General features: G+C 42.3%; 8 protein-coding genes. 3 read left to right on the top strand and 5 right to left on the bottom strand.

Features of this window, described 5'->3' with window-relative positions:
• Positions 1-707: 707 nt before the first annotated feature.
• The 3 genes from F7734_RS52025 to F7734_RS52015 form a co-directional block, all read right to left on the bottom strand.
• Complete coding sequence (locus tag F7734_RS52025) at positions 708-1,520, bottom strand: hypothetical protein (RefSeq protein WP_155752110.1); 813 nt, start codon at positions 1,518-1,520, stop codon at positions 708-710.
• Positions 1,521-2,318: 798 nt separating this feature from the next.
• Positions 2,319-15,263, bottom strand: a complete 12,945-nt coding sequence (locus F7734_RS52020) for a CARDB domain-containing protein (protein ID WP_155752109.1) — start codon at positions 15,261-15,263, stop codon at positions 2,319-2,321.
• A gap of 111 nt (positions 15,264-15,374) precedes the next feature.
• Positions 15,375-16,598, bottom strand: coding sequence for a hypothetical protein (locus F7734_RS52015; RefSeq protein WP_155752108.1), 1,224 nt, complete (start codon positions 16,596-16,598; stop codon positions 15,375-15,377).
• A 1,042-nt stretch (positions 16,599-17,640) separates the two neighbouring features.
• Here F7734_RS52015 and F7734_RS52010 point away from each other — a divergent pair.
• The 3 genes from F7734_RS52010 to F7734_RS65830 all read left to right on the top strand — a co-directional run bounded on the left by F7734_RS52010 (position 17,641) and on the right by F7734_RS65830 (position 19,837).
• Positions 17,641-17,862 carry a toprim domain-containing protein gene (locus F7734_RS52010; RefSeq protein ID WP_155752107.1) on the top strand — a complete coding sequence of 74 codons (222 nt, stop codon included), beginning with the start codon at positions 17,641-17,643 and terminating at the stop codon, positions 17,860-17,862.
• A gap of 507 nt (positions 17,863-18,369) precedes the next feature.
• A complete protein-coding gene (locus tag F7734_RS65835) occupies positions 18,370-19,017 on the top strand; it encodes an RtcB family protein (RefSeq protein ID WP_279239866.1) in 648 nt (215 codons plus the stop codon).
• A complete protein-coding gene (locus tag F7734_RS65830) occupies positions 18,989-19,837 on the top strand; it encodes an RtcB family protein (RefSeq protein WP_279239865.1) in 849 nt (282 codons plus the stop codon). The genes F7734_RS65835 and F7734_RS65830 overlap by 29 nt, the downstream gene beginning before the upstream one ends.
• Positions 19,838-19,943: 106 nt before the next feature.
• Here F7734_RS65830 and F7734_RS52000 read toward each other — a convergent pair whose 3' ends face one another.
• Positions 19,944-20,144: a hypothetical protein gene (locus F7734_RS52000; protein WP_155752106.1), complete on the bottom strand. Its 201-nt coding sequence runs from the start codon at positions 20,142-20,144 to the stop codon at positions 19,944-19,946.
• A 70-nt stretch (positions 20,145-20,214) separates the two neighbouring features.
• Positions 20,215-21,218, bottom strand: a 1,004-nt coding sequence (locus tag F7734_RS51995; protein WP_166482694.1) for an AIPR family protein, incomplete at its 5' end; no start/stop codon positions are given.

Here is a 21,218-nt window from a genome sequence, read left to right as displayed (position 1 = left end):
TGTAGACAATGTTTACAACGTGAAGTTCAAGCTCTATAAGCTTTTTGGTGATTTACATGTTTTCAAGTACATATAAGTGCATGAACCTACATTTAGGTAATGGGCTTACCAGTAATAAAATGTCCAACCATTGCTTAGCCTAGAAGCCTCAGCACCTAAATTATCATGTGTCTGCACACTGATTAACTTTTTTGGCTATCCCTAAACAAGCTCCTGATTACAAACCAACCAAAAAAGCTCTGCTGAATTTCATTACTGATTAGAGAGAGTTAGCAAAGCTACTAACCCTCACCTTGCTAACCGAAAAGCATAGCTTTTTTGAATTCGCCAACAAAGTCATATTTACGCGAACACACCTTTTTTTCCAAAGTCCAATGATAGAGAATTGGTATTAGTAATGGGATTGGGTTGAAAACTCGTCCTATTCCTTTTCCCTCAAGATATGAATTCCTCTTGCCATCTTAAAATGAGCGAACGGACAGTTTCTCTATCGTCAAGACTTGATTTGAATCATCGGATCATTGTCCAATTTTTTATTTTCTCAGCCCCATCAATATGGTGTTTTCTCATGGCTCATTTAGGGTTATATTCGCACTATAGAGTTGGAGTAGACTTAGCTCGTTTTGTGACTTCTTTGTCACTCCATGATTGCTTTTAGTTTAGATAAAGTAAAAATACAATATCTTAGTTTTTTCTACCTTTGCTAGCTAAAGTCGCGGTGGAAGGTTTTCGGGTTGTAAAAGAGATGCATCATTCAAGGAAACAGGAATTGCATTACTTGGATCGGTAGAAAATACTATACCTTTACCTTGATACACTTGAGGATTTACTCGAACAGGTGCTCCCATGACTGTATTAGGTTGATTTCGGTTTTGTATAGGTATACTACAAACTACACTTTGATAAATAGCTACTTGTCTTTTATTAGCTTCTGTGTATGTGTCATCTGCTACAAAACTGTCCGATATAGTCATAAAAATTAGCCTTGGAAGAGGACGGGGGTTTCTTGTTGTTTTAGCTGCAGGTGAATTAGCCAAAGCATCTATGAATCCCATAATTTGTTTTGATGTATCGTTTAAACCTATACGTCCTTGTTTACTCTTTGCGTCATAGAAAACACTATTTTCATATCTTATTAATTCCACTTTTTTTCCTTGTTGTATTAAATGATATAAAACATCGACGGCATCCGGCACTACAGTTCTTCCTATAGTTGGCGAATAGATAGGGGGTACTCCGGCTTGAGGAGCTGGCTTAAATTTAGTTAGCTGGAAACTCCGCAAAGCAAAGTTCTCAAAAATGGTTTCTACAGCATTATAGTGTGCTTCACGTAGTTTCACAGGAATACGTGCCCCAAAATCTGCCTTTGAAAGTGGTGTTCCACCTCTAGCAGCACATGAGGCAAGTGCAACTTGTTCTTGATCGTATAGTTTTGCTCTAGCGGTTGAAGAGGTTAACAGTGTTAAGAGCCAACTGAGAAATACAGTTACAGAAATTGATGTTTTGAAACGACTACTCATATGATTTTTTTCTGATTAAGCGCTCAATTTTTTAGTAACAATTGCGAGCTTTAATTATTTTCTATCAATTTTTGTTTTTATCATCTACCGTGAATTTACTAATTCTAGCTTTTTAGAAATATGTTTAAAAATTGAAAATAAAATGAAAACAATGAAGTTTTTTCTATTGAAACTGAACTCAATTGTCTAATTCAACTGATAGATAAATGATAAAGCCTGTACACCTAATATTTAGCTTTGGATTGGTTACTATATCGAGGTTTACTACATCTGGCAACTTAATTGATGTGCCTCAATATCCCCAAAATAACCTATTTTTAATAGGGTTTAAAAGCTATGGAATTTATTCACTTTACTTTTTAGCCTTCTTGTCTGTCAACTCAAAAGTTAGTAATGCTGAATTACCATACAGAAGTCGTATGGAAATTACAAAGTTTTTACGAGGATGTTTAAAAAGTGGGGTGAGTGGGCTAAACCTTGACTTTTCACAGGAAGTTCTCAAACCACGAGATAGCGTTGCTTTTTCCACAACCTTATTCTCAATAACTATAAGTTAATGAAAATAGCTAATGGAAAAATTAGAGCTTGGAAAACCCTTAAAATGAGCTTTTCCATATGCCGTGAAAAGTCAGGCTAAAGGGTAAATCAGGGCAACCGTTGCAATAAGGGCGCTAAGAGCTATCAATTTTGTGCTATTGATTTGCAATAAAGCGCCCTTATTGCATATGCGTGTCCGGTAGATAATACGTTTTTTGGTCTCGAATGAGCAAGAAAAAAGGGGCTGGCTTTATAACTACATCAAGTGGTGACAAAAATGTCACTAGTGCCAATTGTTGGTTTATTTGATAGCGTCGCTACCTGTACCGCCCCAAAAGCAGTCTGGTTACCATCGGCATCAAAGAACAGAGTACCTGTAGTGGTGTTGTAGATAAATCGCTGACTAGAGTTAGTTGCTGCCACTGCACCGTTACCGATGAGAAATTGACTTGAAGTAATGGCAGCACCTACAGTTAACCCACCACCGAAACCAGCAGCAGAAACACGGAGTGTATCATCAACTACCGATAAGTCGGTAATGCTATCAACTCCAGTGTTTGGGTTGTTGAGAACGAAGATATCAACTCCAGTACTACCCGTGAGTACATCATTGCCAAAACCGCCAATGAGGGTGTCATTGCCCGATCCACCAATCAAGGTGTCATCTCCTGTACCGCCATCAAGCAAGTCATTACCAACACCTCCAGTCAGATTGTCATTGCCGTCATGACCGAAGAGGTTGTTACTGACACTGTTTGCCGTAATCGTGTTATTGAGAGCATTGCCAATCCCGTCAATGGTGCTATTACCCGTTAGGGTTAAGTTCTCCAAATTATCCCCAAGAGTCCAACTTATAGAGGAATTAACGGTATCCGTACCAGCATTAGTAGCTTCGGTAATACTGTCACTAGCACTATCAACCGTATAAGTGTCATCTCCATCGCCACCAGAAAGAACATCGTTACCCGTGCTACCATCGAGGGTATCGTTACCCGCACCGCCATTGAGGGTATCGTTACCCGCACCACCATTTAAGGTGTTATTTTGGGCATTTCCATTGATAACGTTGTTGAGTGAGTTACCAGTACCACTGATAGCACTACCAGTCAGTGTTAGGTTTTCGACGTTGGCTAATCCAGCGATTGAGAAGCTCACAGAAGCTTCGATTGTATCAGTACCGCTACTAGTATTCTCAGTGATGAGATCGCTTGTAGTATCAACGATGTAAGTGTCATCACCAATGCCACCTTCCATTGTGTCACTGCCAGTGCCACCATTTAGGATGTTGTTTTGGGCATTTCCTACAATACGATTGCCGACTGAGTTGCCCGTACCACTGATGGCATTACCAGTTAGTGTCAGGTCTTCGATGTTAGTGAGCGCGGCGATTGAAAAGTCAATAGTAGCTTCGACAGTATCGGTACCTTCTGAAGCATTTTCAGTTATGGTGTCGGTGAGTGAATCAATAATGTAAGTATCGTTACCTATGCCCCCGATGAGAGTATCGTTACCAGCACCACCAATTAAGATGTCATCACCGCCACCACCATTTAAGGTATTGTTCTGGGCGTTGCCAGTCATGCGGTTGTAAAGCGAGTTGCCCGTACCGTTAGTGGCATTACCAGTCAGTGTTAAGTTTTCTACATAGGTAAGCCCAGCGATTGAGAAGTCAATGGCAGCTTCGACAGTATCGGTGCCTTCTGACGAATATTCAGTTATGGTGTCGTTAAGTGAATTAATAATGTAAGTATCGTTACCTAAGCCACCGATGAGAGTATCGCTGCCAGCACCACCAATTAAGATGTCATCACCGCCACCGCCATTCAGGGTATTGTTGAGGGCATTTCCCGTGATGACGTTGTTAAGTGAGTTACCAGTAGCGCTAGTGGCACTACCAGTTAGTGTCAAATTTTCTACATAAGTAAACCCGGCGATTGAGAAGCTAACAGAAGCCTCGACTGTATCAAGACCACTGCTAGCATTCTCAACAATGGTATCGATGGTGTTGTCAACGATGTAAGTATCATCACCAATGCCACCTTCCATTCTGTCATTGCCTGTACCGCCATCAAGGATGTCATTACCAGTAGCGCCAATGAGGGTATCACTGCCAACACCTCCATTCAAGGTGTTGTCGAGGGCGTTTCCAGTGATGACGTTGTTTAAGGAGTTGCCAGTAGCGCTAGTGGCATTACCAGCCAGTGTTAGGTTTTCTATATTCAATAGCCCAGCGATTGAGTAGTCAATAGAAGCAATAACTGTATCAGTACCGCTACTAGCATTCTCAATGATGGTATCGGTGGTGTTGTCAACAACGTAAGTATCATCACCGCTACCACCGTCCATCGTGTCATTGCCAGTACCACCATCTATCGTGTCATTGCCCGTACCGCCAATGAGGGTGTCGTTGCCCGCATCACCAATTAAGGTGTCATTGCCACTATCGCCATTCAAGGTATTGTCGAGGGCGTTCCCTGTCATGCGGTTGTTCAAAGAATTCCCCGTACTGCCGATGGCACTACCAGTTAGTGTGAGATTTTCGATGTTGGCTAACCCAGCAATTGAGAAGTCAATAGAAGCAATAACTGTATCAGTACCGCTAACCGCACTCTCAATGATGGTATCAGTGATGCTATCAACGATGTAAGTATCATCACCAGTGCTACCTTCCATTCTGTCGTTACCAGTACCACCATCAAGGGTATCATTACCAGTACCGCCAATGAGGGTGTCATTACCGCCATTTCCAAACAGATTGTTTCCGTAGTTATTGCTCCTAATTGTATTGTTGAGAGCATTACCTGTACCAGCGAGCGCACTATAGCCCGTCAGGGTTAAGTTTTCTAAATGATCTCCAAGCGTCCAACTGACTGATGAACTCACGGTATCTGTACCAGCATTCGCTGCTTCCAAAACGCTGTCACTGGTACTGTCAACAGAGTAGTAGTCATCCCCATCATCACCCGCGAGGACATCGTTACCCGTGCTCCCATCAAGGCTATCATTCCCTGACCCACCGTTGAGCGTATCATTCCCCGCATCACCCCTGAGGTAATCATTGCCACTGCCACCGTTGAGCGTGTCATTGCCAGCGTTGCCATAGAGATAATCGTGGTCTGACCCGCCATCCAAGGTATCATTTCCATCACCGCCATTCAGGCTATCGCTGCCGTCTCCGCCATCAAGAGTGTCATCCCCAGCCTCTCCATAGAGGCGATCGTAACTGAGACCACCTCTCAATATATTGTTAGCAGCATTACCCGTGATTGTGTTGCTGAGTTGATTGCCCGTGCCGTTGATGGAGTTGGAACCGTAAAGCGTTAAATTCTCTAGATTTTCTCCTAGCGTCCAGTTAACAAATGACCCTACGCTATCTGTCCCAGCGTTTAATTCTTCGATGATGGTGTCTGCCGTGCTGTCAACATAATAACTATCGTTACCATTACCACCAATTAAAGTATCGCTTCCTTCATCACCGTAGAGAGTATCGTTACCATCGCCACCAATTACGGTATCGTTTCCAAAGTGGCCTGCTATGATATCATCACCTTCTCCCCCATCCAAAACGTTGTCAAGTGCATTTCCCTCAAGAGAGTTGTTTTGGGAGTTGCCAGTACCGTTGATGGCGTTCCCCATTAGTGTTAAATATTTTACATTGGTAAAGTTAGCAATTGAAAAGTCAACAGAAGCCTCGACCCAATCACTAGCACCTTCCAATGCATTCTCAACAATGGTGTCATTGGGTGAATCGATGATGTAATAATCACTTCCTACTCCTCCAATGAGGGTATCGTTGCCCATGCTGCCATCCAAAAAGTCGTCACCTGCATCACCAATTAAAGTATTGTCAAGAGAGTTTCCGAAGATCCTGTTGTTGAGAGAGTTGCCAGTCCCGTTAATCGCATTACCAGTTAGTCTTAGGCGCTCTATATTAGCAAGCCCAGCGATTGAGTAGTCAATCGCAGCCTCAATCGAGTCATAACCTTCGTTCGCATTCTCAACAATGATGTCGTTAAGCGAATCAACAACGTAAGTATCATCACTAGTACCGCCAATCAGGGTATCGTTACCCGCACCGCCAATTAAAGTGTCATAGCCAGCGCCACCACTCAAGACGTTGTCTAGATCGTTCCCTGTGATGCGGTTGTTCTGGTTGTTACCAGTACCACTGATGGCATTACCAGTCAGGGTCAAGTTTTCTATATTGGTCAGCCCAGCGATTGAGTAGTCAAAAGAAACTTTAACGGTATCATAACCTTCATTAATATTCTCAGTAATGGTGTCGTTAACTGAATCAACAATGTAAGTGTCATTGCCACTACCACCGGACATTCTGTCATCACCAGTACCGCCATCAAGAGTGTCATTACCTGTATAACCATACAGATAATCGTTGCCGACACCGCCAATTAAGGTGTCATCCCCTTCTTCGCCATAGAGAGAATCGTTGCCTTCTCCCCCGGACAAAATGTTGTTGAGTGCATTTCCATCAAGATAGTTGCCGACTGAGTTACCAGTACCGTTAATGGCATTACCAATTAGTATCAAATTTTCAACATTGGCAAATCCAGCTATTGAGTAGTCAACAGAAACTTCGACCGTATCAATACCAAAAACGTCAGCATCCTCGATAATGATGTCGTTAGGCGAATCAACAATGTAGGTGTCATGACCATAGCCACCAGACATTATGTCATTACCTTCCCCACCATCCAAGGTGTCCTCGCCGTAACCGTCACCACCATTCAAGATGTTATTCTGAGCGTTTCCTGTGATGCGGTTGCTCAAGTTGTTACCAGTACCACTGATGGCATTACCAGTCAGGATCAGATTTTCTATACTCATCCCATCTATTGAGAAGTCAACAGAAGCTTGGACTGTATCAGCACCGCCACCCGCATTCTCAATAACGGTATCGGCGACGCTATCAACAATATAGGTATCATTGCCGCTGCCACCGTCCATGGAGTCATTGCCAATACCACCGTCTAATGTGTCATTGCCCGTACCACCAATGAGAGTGTCATTACCCGCACCGCCAATTAAGGTGTCCGAGCCTTCTCTACCATCCAAGGTGTCATTACCATACCCGCCAACTAAGGTATCATTGTTGGGAGTCCCGATGAGGTTAAGCGGAGTGTCATTGTCTTTAATTATGAAGGTAGCGGTGCTTTGAGTCCCAATTGTTGCACCTAGAGTCGGGCTGCTTAAGGTGAGGTCGATCGCCTCATCACTTTCAGAGACCGTATCGTTAACAATTGGGATGACAACAGTCTTAGTTGTTTCTCCGTCAGCAAAGTTTACAACTATAGATGTACTGTCGTAATCAGTCGGGGAAGTGGCAGTACCATTACTGAGTGTAATAGTGGCACTGACTGCTCCAGAGCTTCTGCCAGTACGGATGACTGTGACAGCAGCCTCTTGTGTGCCGTCTTCGATGGCGCTAAATGTTGCAGCACTAAAAGCTAGCTGCACATCATCATCTACAATGGTGACGGTAGCGCTGTTTTGACCGCCAATGGTCGCACCGCCCGTGGGGTTGCCCAGAACTAAGTTTAGCTTCTGTGCGCTTTCAATTAACGTATCATTGACGATGGGGATGAGCACTGTTTTGCTTGTTTCTCCCGACGCAAAGGTGACAACAATGGGAGTGCTGTTGTAGTCGGTTGGAGAGATGGCGGTATCATCACTCAGGGTAACAGTGGCGCTAATTGAACCAGCCGTGCCATCGGTACGGATGATGGTCAGTGCATGAATCTGTGTGCCATCTTCGCTAATGCTGAACTCACCAGCACCGAATGCTAGCGTACCAGGGTTACCACCAGCAATGGTCGTAGATGCTTGAGGACTCTTCGGAGCATCTTCAGTATTGCCCGCGTTGTCACGGGCACGGCTGTAGAAGGCGTAGGTGTGACCTGCAATGCCTGTAAATGTAGCTTCGGTGAGAGTGGTGTTTTCCAGCCAAGGAGCAAATGCTCCGCCATTGTCTTTTACGTAGATAGTAAAACCAGCCAAAGCTGACCCACCCGTATTGTCACTACCAGACCAACTGACTGAGAAAGTGGTGTCGTTAGTCGCACTCGGCAATGCGCTAACAGTGCTTGTGGGTTTACTCTTGTCAATGGTGTTGAAAATTGCTGGTGTGTCAATGGGTTCGTTAATATCGAAGATAATGCGTGCTTGAGCGTCAATGACAGTACCGTTCTCAACACTCGATTTGGGTTTTACGGAGTAGCTGACAAAGCCATCCCCTTCAGGTTTGGTGATGTTGGGTGGCAAGAAACCTTGCAAGGGATTGGTTGGCTCTACTCCAGTGGTGGGGTCTATAGATGTCAGTTCCCAGAAGGCTTGCCCTGTAGCAACATCAATACCCGCTACGACATCTACGTAGATTCCTTTAGTAGTAGTTAAGTCCAGACGGGTTTGATAGAAAGCTCGGTTGTCTGGTACGTCGATAAATGTGTCGCCAAACCCGAAGTCACCTACGCGGAAGGTACGGAAGTCGAGGTCGCTATCAAGTTGTTGGGTGATGCGTACAACTTGGGCGGGTGCAGTGGCAAAAATTGGGTCGTTTTCAAAGCGGATGGTGTAATTTAAGGGGTCAGATGTTACCCAATGTTCTGCACCAAACCCTTGAGGACCAAGGATGTCGTTGGGGTCGCGGGAAACGACAACATTAGTAGTACTGTGTCCGGGGTCAAATGAATTATTCGGGTTTTCAAAGTTTCCAGGGTTTCCAGGACTTTCGGATGGATTATTCGATGGTGGGGTGGGAGGCTTTTTAGGGTCAGGATTATTTTCAGAACTAACATCTACGTGATATACACTTCCTGTCAACCCTAAACTTACTTCATTCTGTATTTCCTCTTCGGTTTGGGAGCTGCTATCTCCTGATAAGGAACTTGTATTACGAGCGCTTGTTGACGAACCATCACTATCTGTTAAAGAGCTACTTTCATTAGTTGTGGATAGATTTTCCAACTCGGCTAGGAGCCACGCATTTAAAGCCACATCACTCCACAACTTTGTAGCAGAATGTGTATAGCTGCTACTAGTGATAGTAGATTCAGTCGCCTGATTAGCCAAACCTGCTTGGAAAGTAGTCCACGAACTGCCAAACTGATTTTGCAACGCCTTGGCTGCATCAAACCACGACTTTGTTGAAATATCACCGCCCAGATACTCTATAAAGTCGCTGTAGTCAACTGGAGTGCCATCATCTACTATTTGGCGAGCAGTAATATTGATTGGTCCTGTAGTCGAAGGCGCTGTTCCCCGAAGGCGAATTATGCCCATTTCCCCAGGACGGAGAGTACCCGCCGGTCCTTCATTGCTAATGCCCAGCAACGTCATTGAGCCTATCTGGACAAATCCATCTCCATCTTGAATGTTCTGTAGATGAACGTCGCGGTCAGTATTTACAACAATGACTGGTGCCGCGACATCATGAGTACCGCTATTTGCATAGGAAACAATGATGTCGAAGCTTTGTCCGGGGGATATAGCAGATGTCGAGGTTACGGAAATCAAGACGTTATCCGGACGTGCATTCACAACTGAAAATGCATCATCCAGCACATCCATATTTTCTTCCGTAACGTATACAGGCTCAAGCTCACCATCAGCATTCGTAATAAATACAGGTTCAAGTTCCCCATCAGCATTTTCTTGATAGACTAGCTCACTCAAAGTTTGCGAAACTTTCAGGTCATAAGTTCCTATTGCTGCATTCGTTAGGTCAAACGTTGCAAATACGTCGGTTGAACCTTCAAACCAGATATTCTCAGCAACAATTGACTTACCAGTGCTATCAATCAACTCCGCCCTCATGTACGGAGTAAACTTGGCACCATCAATCTCCAGAGTTATCTTACCACCGCGATCGCCTACCGTTTGACCGATGGACGTGATGCCAAAGTCAATCGTCTTAGCCTCTATCGTGTAGTTATTTCCCATTCCAGAAACAGTAGTATTCTCATCTACAACTAGACGAGGAATCCACTCTGGAGCTTTGATGGCACGGGCAAGGACATAGTAAGTGCCAGCTTCGGTAAAGGGTACGACAATTTGCTGGTCGGCAGAGACATTCTCAAATCCATAGTCAAACTCTGTTTGGGAAGGCACTTCACCGTAGCGAATGTAGAGTTCGTTAAACGCATTATCCGCAAGGGAATCAAAGGTGACTTGTAGTGTCTCTCCCTGGGCGACATCAATCTTATAGTAGGCAGATTGTTTCTGGAAGAGAGTTCCAGTTTTAGAGACACCCAATTGCAGTGACTCGACATCAATTGATACTTTCTCTAGAGAACCACCAATGTTGTTATTTTCATCGTTTTCTACAATGGCGTTGCGAATATCGCTCTTGACAATAACGTGATAGTCGCCCCTGACTACACCAGGTAAGGGAGCCGTTATACTATTGTCGTAATAGCTGTACTCATTGCCAGGAGAAGCTACGTAGTTTACAGGTGCTTGGCTGCGTCCAAAAAAAGTATCATTTATATCCCACTTATCATCAGCAGAAAGGTAGATGGAGTCATGCCAAATACCTTGAGCCGCATTTGGTCCGGTGTTGTTAATCCTGTAGCTAATGGTGGCATCAAGTCCTGGAACGGCATTGACAGGGACAGTGATAGTACCGACACTTAGGTCAGTAGGGTTCGGCAAACTCACCTGCACGGAGTTCCGGTCATAGTTCAAATTGTTACCAACCGTATTGCCTTCTCCACCGCGCTCGTATACCTCATTGCCACCATCAGTGACAACAAAGACGTAGAATAGACCGGACAACCCAGAAGGGATTTTGAACAGTTGGTTTTGTTGCGTGTACGTCTTTCCTGTTGCTAAATCGCCAAAATGATATCGATAGTCAAGGTAAACATCGCTATTGCGGTCAAAATTTTGGTCGCGAGAGAGGTAGATGGCATCGTACCAACGCTTGTAGCCAGTAGCAGCACCATCGTTGCGGACAGTCCAAGTGAGACTAAACAGTTGACTGCTAATAGCATCAATGGGTGCATCAACACTTTCCACCACCAAGTTAGGAACTTTACCTAGGGTAATAGCAGTGGTGTTGGTGGTTGCTTTGTCGTTGTTGTTTTCTAAGGAACCTTCCAAAACCCGGTCATTATACTCGCTATTGGCACTTTTATCTGTGCGGACAATGACGTGATAATTACCCTTAAGGTCTATTGGCAGGTTAAAGGTACCAGAACCGTCATAAGAGCCGAATTGGTCTAGGGCACCAGAATGAAAAACTTGTCCCAAGTAAATGTCTTGTTGAGAGTTGAGTTGGGTGTCGGTAGAAAGGTAAACGCTGTCGTACCAGGAGTAGGCATTAGTGCGACCAGTACCGAGATTTTTCACCGTCCAATTAACAGCGAGCTTGTCTGTTGTTGATACAGAAGGTGTCGCATTAATTACACTAACTCCCGTCACTTGCAAATCGGGGGTGTCTCGGTTGACGGTAATTAATTGGGATTTATAGTTATTGCCAAGAGCATTTGCTTCATAGACCTGAGAGTTGGTATCAGTCACAACAAACAAATGGTACTGACCTGACAAGGTGAAGGGAATGGTAACCAGTTCGTTGCGTTCGGAGAAATCCCCAGGGTTCAACAAACCACTTCGGTAAGTACCGTCTATCAAACTTAATGTATCGCTGTGGTAGAAAGAACCTAAAACAACGTCATCGTCGTTGCCTAAATTTGTATCACCAGACGCAATTATGCTGTCAGTCCAAGCCCTGACAGCAGTGTCACCAGTTCCAGTGTTAGCAACAGTCCATTTGATACGGCTCGCAATGCCTGCCTCAAGAGTTGTGGGAACATCGATCGCCGAAACTACCAAATCAGCCGGACGCGATGAAACTGTAACAACTCCGACATTATTACCAACATTGTTGTACTTATTAACATTATTGTGATTATTCAGTTCAAAAACGTCATTGCGCTGGTCAGTAACAACGAAGACGTGGAAAGCACCACTCAGCCCATCAGGTAGAGTGAAGGTTACAGAACGGTCATCGGGTATACCTGCGTCTAAAGAGCCATACTGCGTAACTTCACCCAATAACCTATCCGTGCTGGAGTTGAAATCAGCATCCTCTGACAGATAGAAAGCATCAACCCAGGCATAGTTGGGAGTAGCGGTTGAGCCATTGTTAGTGACGCGGTAATCAATGGTTAATCCATGGCTAGCCAAAGCTTGAGTTGGAACGCCTAGCAACTCGACTTCCAAGTCTGGCGGTGGTGTAAGTTTAACAGTAGTAGGTGTAGGTTGGGCAACAATGTTATTGGCGTCGCCCGCAAATTCCAAAACCTGATTGCCAGCGTCAGTTCTAACAATGAAGTAGAAATTTCCACTCACTCCTATTGGCAAAGTGACATCCAAACTGGTGGTGTAGCTGCTAGTAGCTCCATTAGTGCTGTTAGCAGCATAAACATCAAGTTCGCCGTAGTGGTAACTCCAACCCAGGAAGTACTCCTCATCGTCATTACCCAGATAGGGGTCAGCTGACATATAAACTTCGTCATACCAGCTATGCTGAGAGGTTTTGCCAGGACCATTATTGACAACAGTCCAATTCAGAGTCGTCCTCTGACCTGAGAACACTGGGGAATGTTCGTTGACAGTCAACTGCAAGTCTGGTGGAGGAGTCAGTTCAATGTTGGTGGGTGATTCTGTGCTCCGAAAATTGTCATCCTCGTTTTGATATTCGTAGACATTATTGTAATAATCAGTTTTAACAACTAAGTAGTAGTTGTTGCCCTCGACGTTATTAGGCAAAGTCACTTCTAAACTGTTGTTATAGCTGTGTATGCCGCTACTATATTTATCTAAGTAGCTAAAGTTAGAAGTTTGACCCAGGTATGTTTCTTGACCGTTTAAAGACAGGAAAACCGCGTCATACCAAATTGGAGCGCTAGTTGAGCCAGTTCCTGTGTTTTCTACTACCCAATCAACAGTGATTTTCTGACCGGAGAAAGCTGAATCGGTTCGAGCAGTCACGCTGGATACTTTCAGGTTCGGAAAATCGCTGAGGCGAATGTTCATAGGATTGGAGGAAATAAGAGTATTGTTGCTCTCTTGACCGTGTTCGTAGACATCGCCACTAGCATCCGTCTTAACAACTACCCAACGCTCACCTTCTAGATCGATAGGCAAGTCAATGAACTGCCTGCGCTCAATTGGCTTGCCTGCTTGAATTGTTCCTTCAAAGGAAAAAGATGCATAAAAATCGTCGTTTCCGATACTTCCATCTTTCGACAGATAAACGTTATCGTGCCATACTCCAGTGGCATCTTTATCCCCTCCGTTGTAGATTGTCCATACAATTTCCAGTTTTTGTCCCGACAGTCCCTCAAGCGGAGTCACAACACTAGTGACCTGCAAATCGGGTATGGTCGGTAATGTCAGATTAATTGGTTGGCTGAATTTGGTGTTGTTGGTTTCGTTAAATTCCACTTGATTGTGTGAAGTATCTGTCGCCACCCAAATATAGTAAGTCCCGTTGGAGAACTGCGGATTTAATGGTAAAGGTACGGTAACTGTTTTGGAGTAAGAAGTACCAGAATTTAACGGTGTATCTCTCTCTACCGATATAGGTGTCAACTCAATTCTAGGGCTGTCAAGCGTTGATCCTTTGCTAAGCCAAATCCCATCTGTCCACCTCGAAGCAACAATTGATGAACCAGGATCGCCAGCATTGCTGACAAAGTAAGTAACATCAATGGTTTGACCAAATTGGGCAGAGGTTGATGGAACAGCAGTTACCGATTCAACCACAAGGTCTGGTGCAGCTATAAAAATCGGTACTGGTTTTACATTGTTGATTTCCAATAGACCTTTGGCTTCATTCGTTTCTCCTTGGTCTCCACTTGCATCTGTAACAAACAGTAAGTACTGATTTCCTCTGATGTAGTTACTATAGTTAGGTATGGTAATCAGTTTGTTGTTGATAGTGTAGGTTCCATTAGCAGCTAGCGGTGTTTGCTCGCTAATAAATTCACTATATAAAAGTGTGCCGCCATTAAGGGTGGTGTCACTTGAAATATATACACGGTCATACCAATTAGCTGGAGCGGCAGCATCACTTGTGTTTTCGACAGTCCAAAAAACTGGTATTTCCTGACCCCAACTGGCTGTCCAAGTGGTTGTACCTGGATTTGGTCGTCCAGCCTCTTTTACCGTCAAATCCGGTGCTTTGATTTCAATGGGAACTGCGTATGTGTTGTTAGTTTCATCACTCTCACTTTGATTACCAATCTGATCTCTTGGGTTACCAGTTGCATCTGTGATAAACAGCAGATACCGCTCTCCAGTCATCGTGGTAGGTATGGTAATAACTTTGTTGTCAATACTGTAAGTACCATTATTTGCCACTAGAGGTGTTTGCTCGTCAATAAATACGCTGTATACATACGCATCGCTGTCATCCCATGATTTGTCACTAGAAATATAAATGCGGTCTACCCAATTAGCTTCAGATGGGTAACCTCCCTGGTTTTTCACAGTCCAACTTACTGATATTTGCTCGCCTATAATGACCGTACTCTTGTTTCCTGCAATACTAGCAGATTCCATCAGTAAGTCTGGTGTATTTATTTGAATTGGTACAGCGTAAACATTGTTAAGCTCGTTGGTTTCTTGTTGCCGTGGGTAACTCCAACTGCCAGATCTGTCAGCTACAAACAGCAAGTACTGAGGACCCTTGGCTGTGGTTGGTATAGTAATAACTTTGTCTTTAATAGTGTAGCTAGCATCAGCAGCTAGCGGTGTCTGGTTGTTGATTGTTTCACCGCCTAGAGGTGTATCTAGCCAAGATTGAAAATCTCGGTCACTAGATAAATAGATGCCGTCATACCAGTAATCGGCTAAGGCTGTACCATTTCCTTGGTTGGTAACACTCCAAGAAACAGGTATTTGCTGTCCCGGAATAGCTGTTGAGGGAAGAGGAACATTTGGGTTTGTTGTAATGGTCAGGTCTGGGGCTTTAAACTCTATAGGTGTTAAGTAGACGTAGGCGTTGTTGCCTTCATTGGTTTCACCTTGATCGTCAGAATAATCTGCTACAAATACTAGGTACTTACTTCCAAGGTACTGGTCGCTTCCACCAGGAATAGTAATGTTTTTTTGAATATTATACGTAGCACCGGGAGCTATTGGTTGCTTGTCTATGTCCTCCTCATATATACCAAAGAACAAGTCTTTTTCATCAAAAGAAGGGTCACTAGAAATATAGATGCGATCGGACCAATTAGCTGGCGCAGGGACAGTATTACTTTGGTTTTTGACAGTCCAAGAAACTGATATCTTCTAACCCCAAGAGACTTCTCTTGGCGGGTCTCCATTTTCTATATTGGCTTCTATTATATCTAAATCAGGTGCTTTAACTTCAATATGTATGGCTAATATATTGTTAGATTCATTAGATTCAATTTCTTCATTGTTATAAGAATAGAAATTGTTGCCATATAATGGATCTACTTCAAAAAGTAAGAATTTACGTCCCGGTTTTACATTCCATAAATCAATTTCTTCAGTTATTTCATAGCTGGTATTAGGCAACATGGAGTTTTCCAAATATTGACTCCATGAATCTATTGCTCTGTCATTTTCATCAAGTTTATTATCATCGGAAATATAAACCGTTCCCCAGCTTCTGTCTTCTAGTAATGCCCCAGTTCCTTGGTTTTTGACATTCAAAGTCACTGAAATTTTTCCATCCGAAATGGGAACTTCACCTGGAAGTATTTGAGCCGACTCAACTATCAAATCAGGCGGTAGTTTATTATTAACACCAGTGTTAAAGTTGATAACCTGGCTCTTTTCTTCCTCAGTCATTCCCGCTAAAGCATTCATATTCAGAAGCGCAAGCTGGTCTCCTTTTGCTAAGGCAGTCGCGACATCGGGAGTGCGGGCAATAAAGTGCATGACAATCTGAGTTTCGCCTGGAGCCAATTTTAGCCTGTATGTAACACCAGAAGTATTCCCATTTGAAACCTGATAAGGACGATAACCACCCGTTCCAGCTATGACTCGAACTATATCACTAGTATTGTTATCGCTTATACTATCTAAAACTAACCAGTTATCATCCAGGTTTAATTTGCTGTCTCCACTTGAGGTTTTGGTAATATTTGATGGCAAGTCATGTGAGTAATTGTAAACCCTATGGTCATATTGCCAAGGTTCTGAATATGTATTTTTGACAATATCTAAAATCCGAACAAAGCCAGAGTTTTCTGAAACGTAAATTTTTCGGGATACTGAAATTGGCAAATCGTCACCGTATCCATTCCCCAAATATCTAGGATCTATGACGACTTCACGACCATTATCTTCCGTATAAGCATCGGCACTATGATAACCGTAATAATCATTACTCAATTTTCCATAAGATTGAAAATATTGCTCGCCTGAATCTGAGTAGGTTGCTATATGACCGTATTCCAATTCCCCGTCTGGTGTGATTTCCCACGGGAAAGCATCTCTATCAATCAAACTGAAGGGTAGGTTAATGGGATTGTTATTACTCATAAGAATGCTCCGGAATTTTTTAATCTTTTATTAATGTTTTTTAGTCAGTCTCAAATGTGGTTAGCTAACTTCGCCAATTTAACTACTTCCTTGATAGGGCTAGTGTCATAAAGGCAAACCTTGTCAAATCTTGCTGAAAATCAAAGCAGTTAAAACCTTTATTCTTTCGTACAACTGCTGTTATACTTTGCCTCGTTTGAAACTAAATCGGCGAAGATTAGTAGCCAATAGAGCGATCGCCAAAATGCGTGTATTGCTTTGATTCGGTAAACTGAACTATCTAGTCTTTAGTAACACTGACTCTCATCTTGGACTAATTAACGGTACTTAGCTATCCAAGCATCAATACTTCCTGCATTTGTTCCGCTTAAAGCACCGTCGGTATCTCCAGTAATGTAAACATAACCACCACTGGCAACGGCAATTCCATTCTCTACAAGATTTAAATGTCAATTAATTTTTCTCAGCCCTTGCAGTATTGGGTGTGTAGGTGTCTCTAGGGTTATTAAACGTAACACCGCCGTTGTTATTAATAGAAAAAACGTTATAAACTGTACCCAAAAAGTTTAAGCCGTATTCAAAAACTGACGGAATGTCAATAAATTCGCAGATAGCTTTGGAGTTTATCTAGTTTCTTAGTTACCAATTTCTAGAGTGTTTTTACAGTCATCTCATGCCCCCCGGTTTCTTTAAGCAATGGGAACGCAAATCAGTCTTTCAAGCAATAAAATAGAGTTTATTCTGCTCAATATTGAATAATGAACAGTGGCTCTAGCGATTGAATCCAAACAATGAGTATTTCGGTGCTGTTACGGTTAACCGACTCATCAAACACTTTGAGCTAATTCAATTCTTCTTCCTATTATTAAATGTCTCAATGAATAATAACAGCGAAATTTTACTGATAGGTCTTTGGAACTGAAAAATTCAGTAGAAAGGCTGAAGTTGTTGGTTTTGTTTTTAAATTTTTCTCACAAATGATTGGGCATTTTGTAAGAAAAGTATAAAGTTCAAGGTAGTTGACAGTGCCAAGAGCCTACCTGTGGAATACCTCAGAACCATACCAAAAGTGATAGCCGCTACAGATAATGATGTATCTGGGAATGAATTGGCTCAAGCGATTCGGGAGCAGCTGCCAAAAGCTGTTTGGGTGCGTCCAGTAGCCAAAGACTGGAATGAGGATCTGTTGGCTAGGTTACGACAACAGCAAAACCAGAAACAGAAGAACCGGGGAATCGCGCGATCGCCTGTGCCAGTTGCGTAAGTCCTGTACATTTAAAATAAAACCTAAAAACTAAAAAGCAAAATAAATTGGAAAATTAATAAGTGTGTAATTATACGATTTGAAATATTTAGAAAAGTTATACTAAAAATTAGGTTCTACCTGGGAATTACTTAGAAGTGGCTATGCCACTTCTTTTTTTAATTAATCTCGTCCTTTTTGACAATAGTTGAAAATACTCAAAATACATTTTTTACTTCGTACTTTTGTGCAGAAATAAGGATTATAAATAAAAAAGCTTGCCATTCAAAAATCTTTATGTTATTGATATAGCTTAGATATAAGTAGGAATTCTCCTGTCGTCTTCCCATACTATGTGGGAAAACGACTTCCACTATATTAGGTAAGACGCGGCTGCTGAACCAAAGTCTCCTAACCTCTTCAAAAAAATCAAGCCTATAGTTCAGAGTCATAAGTTATGAGTCTCATTTTCGGTATTTCTGAAATTTGACCTAACCGACTCTCGTCAGTGCTGAACCTGGAGTTTTCATGCAGCCAAAAAATTTAACACGACTTTTACGCGCTCTAGCCAAGCAAGGGCTAGGTGTTAGTTACAACAACAGTACTTACTCTGTTCGTTTATCCAATACCTCCGATGCACCCGTAGCAGAAGTTTTACTTCCAGAGGGTTTTCCCGTAGAAGCGAAGGCGCTCAAACAACTAGCAAACTTAGCCAATGTGCGCCATCCTGCAGGTGGGTGTGTTTGCCGTGTTTGTGCAACACCCGACTTTCATCCCGGTGATGCGGGGATTGCCATTGGTTCAGTTGTCGAAACAATCGGTCAAGTTATTCCCAGTGCTGTCGGTTCAGATATAAACTGCGGAATGCGCTTGCACGTTGCTCATTTAACAATTGACCAATTCCTGGCAAAGCGCAACCAGTTTGTAGAACGCATGAAAGGGGACTACTTTTTTGGAACCCGTGATGTCACTATGAATGCTCGTACTATGCGAGCATTGTTTCAACATGGGGTTCTTGGTTGGGTAGATGCCATGTTAGATGAGCCTACGGGAAGTTTTGTCAAGTCCAATCTTAATGAACTGCTTGCAGAGGGCGATAAGCCGGGTACGGCTTGCGCTTCGCGATCGCATCTTCTTAAATGGTTCAATGGAGGGAAATTGGAAACTTGCTCCTGAAGAATTAGTTCCTGAAGCTGGGCTAGTACGCGATGGCGGGCTTGCAACTATTGGATCTGGGAACCACTTTGTTGAAATTCAACGAGTAGAACAAGTGGAGAATAGAGCCTTAGCCCATGCGTGGGGAATTAAAGAAGGACAAATTGCCTTCATGATTCACTCTGGTTCTCGGAACGTCGGTAAGTACATTGGCGGAATATGGCGTGACAGAGCGAAAACCGCTTGGGAAAAAGGCGTGAAGTATCCAAACTCTCACATTTTTCCTTTATCCGTGCATTCCCATCCCCAACTAGTGACTCAGTATTTGCAAGCAGAGGCTACAGCAGCCAACTACGGTTTTGTCAACAGACTTTTGTTAGCAGAATTGCTGCGGTTGCGTTTGCGCGAAGTGTATGGAGATGTAGAAGCGCCACTGGTGTACGACTTACCGCACAACATCACTTTGCAAGAGGGTGCGGGATGGGTAACTCGCAAAGGTGCTTGTCCCTCCTACGAAGGACAACCCGTCATTATACCGGGCTCGATGGGTACGCCATCATATCTAGTAGTAGGGAAAGGCAATTCAGCTTTTTGCTCGTCTGCTTCCCACGGTGCGGGAAGAGTACTTTCACGCTTTGAGCTTACCCGAAAAGGAGCATCCCAGAGCGAGGAAGCCTTAGGATTAACAGGTGTAGACTGTATCACTTTGCGAGAAGAACGGTGCATTGAGGAAGCACCTGCTGCTTATAAACCCATACAACCCGTAATTGATGTGCAGGTACAGGCGGATATGGTAGGTGTTGTGGCAAAGTTAAGTCCGGTGTTGACGTTTAAAGGGTGACGATTTTTGTAAATCTCTCACAAATATGCCAAGTTTTAGAGACGCAAAATTTTGCATCTCTAAAACGAATTAGCATAATTTTTCCAATCTTTATCAAGAAAAATTATTAACTAAGTTCTATGTACTTGTCAATTAATTTTTTAGCTTGAGCTGTTTTAAGGAAAGAAGCGTCTGAATGCCACTTTCCATAATAGTAATTTTTCGCTTCTTGAAGAGATGCTTCTACAATCTTTAGAGATTGTGGATATAAACTCTGAATTGCTTCGAGATTACTTAACGTGAGTTCAATAGAATGCTTATAAGCCAATTCTCCTAAAATATATAAAATATAATAGGAAGAATATACAATAAAGTAATTTTCTGGAGATACCTCTAGGTTATCTTTTATCTGTCTTTTCTCTTCTTCTATTTTTTATAGAGTTGTAAGGCAATAAAACTTTTTCTGCATTAATATTATCAGTGAATATTTCTTCGTATCTATCACCAAAAATGTAGAATTTTCTATTAGTAGCTTCCAAAGGCATTTTATTATAAAAAGACATTAACACCTGACCCGCTTTCTCAGCATCTAGCCTTAAACTTTTCGGTTGTCCATGATGCTGATTTCTCTTTCGCTCATAGTAAAAACCCATTGCTAAAAATTCTTGCTCCAACTTTTGCTGTACAAAATCTATAGAGCGAACATCTCTACTCTTAACAGGATTTTGGCTATTAGTATATTCAGCTACTTGTGATTTTAAGAATAAATTATCAGTTTCATAGATTCTACATAATATATCAACATCTTCAAATTTACTTGGATCTTCTATGAAGGCTTCATAAAGAGCATGAATTGTTTGTCCCCCATTTACTACTTGAATATTCTCAAGAGTAATTATTGGTGAACGCATTTTTTGATAATTAAATTTGTCACAAGTAATAGTGATACCATTGTTGAAATAGAAAAATCTATAATTCCCATCTGAGAGAGCAGTTTTTTTGATACTACGGTTGATTTTAGAATTTTTTAAGTACATTCTTACATTATCTTGAAAAGCATCTTCAATAATGCCGTAGTTTTTTAGAATATCATAACTAGTTAGGAAGGCATCTCCTCTCAATGTCTCATCATCAATAACTATTCGGATAATTTCCCTTATATCTACTTGAGTAATTAAAGATCTTAAATCCCCATCTGATGTTTCAAAAAAATTATTATCGATAGCCTTTAATTTAGCATGAACTTTTCTGTTTTTTCCTTTTGTTATTAAATTAACTAAATCATCAATTAAATAATATTTAATTTCAAAATTTTTATACTCTCTTACTCTTCTCTCAAGTTTTTTCTTTTCTTCCTCTAAAAGACCATTTGTGCAATTAGCACATAAGTAAATAATAAAAC

The organism is Scytonema sp. UIC 10036 (assembly GCF_009725235.1).
The sequence above is the reverse complement of the archived record's forward strand: the minus strand, read 5'-3'. Positions and strand labels throughout refer to the sequence as shown.

Bases quoted from the DNA above. Each gene is read 5' to 3' on its own strand.
- F7734_RS65830 (WP_279239865.1), top strand. From the start codon at position 18,989: ATGGAGGGAAATTGGAAACTTGCTCCTGAAGAATTAGTTCCTGAAGCT.
- F7734_RS52015 (WP_155752108.1), bottom strand. From the start codon at position 16,598: ATGAGTAATAACAATCCCATTAACCTACCCTTCAGTTTGATTGATAGA.
- F7734_RS52025 (WP_155752110.1), bottom strand. From the start codon at position 1,520: ATGAGTAGTCGTTTCAAAACATCAATTTCTGTAACTGTATTTCTCAGT.
- F7734_RS65835 (WP_279239866.1), top strand. From the start codon at position 18,370: ATGCAGCCAAAAAATTTAACACGACTTTTACGCGCTCTAGCCAAGCAA.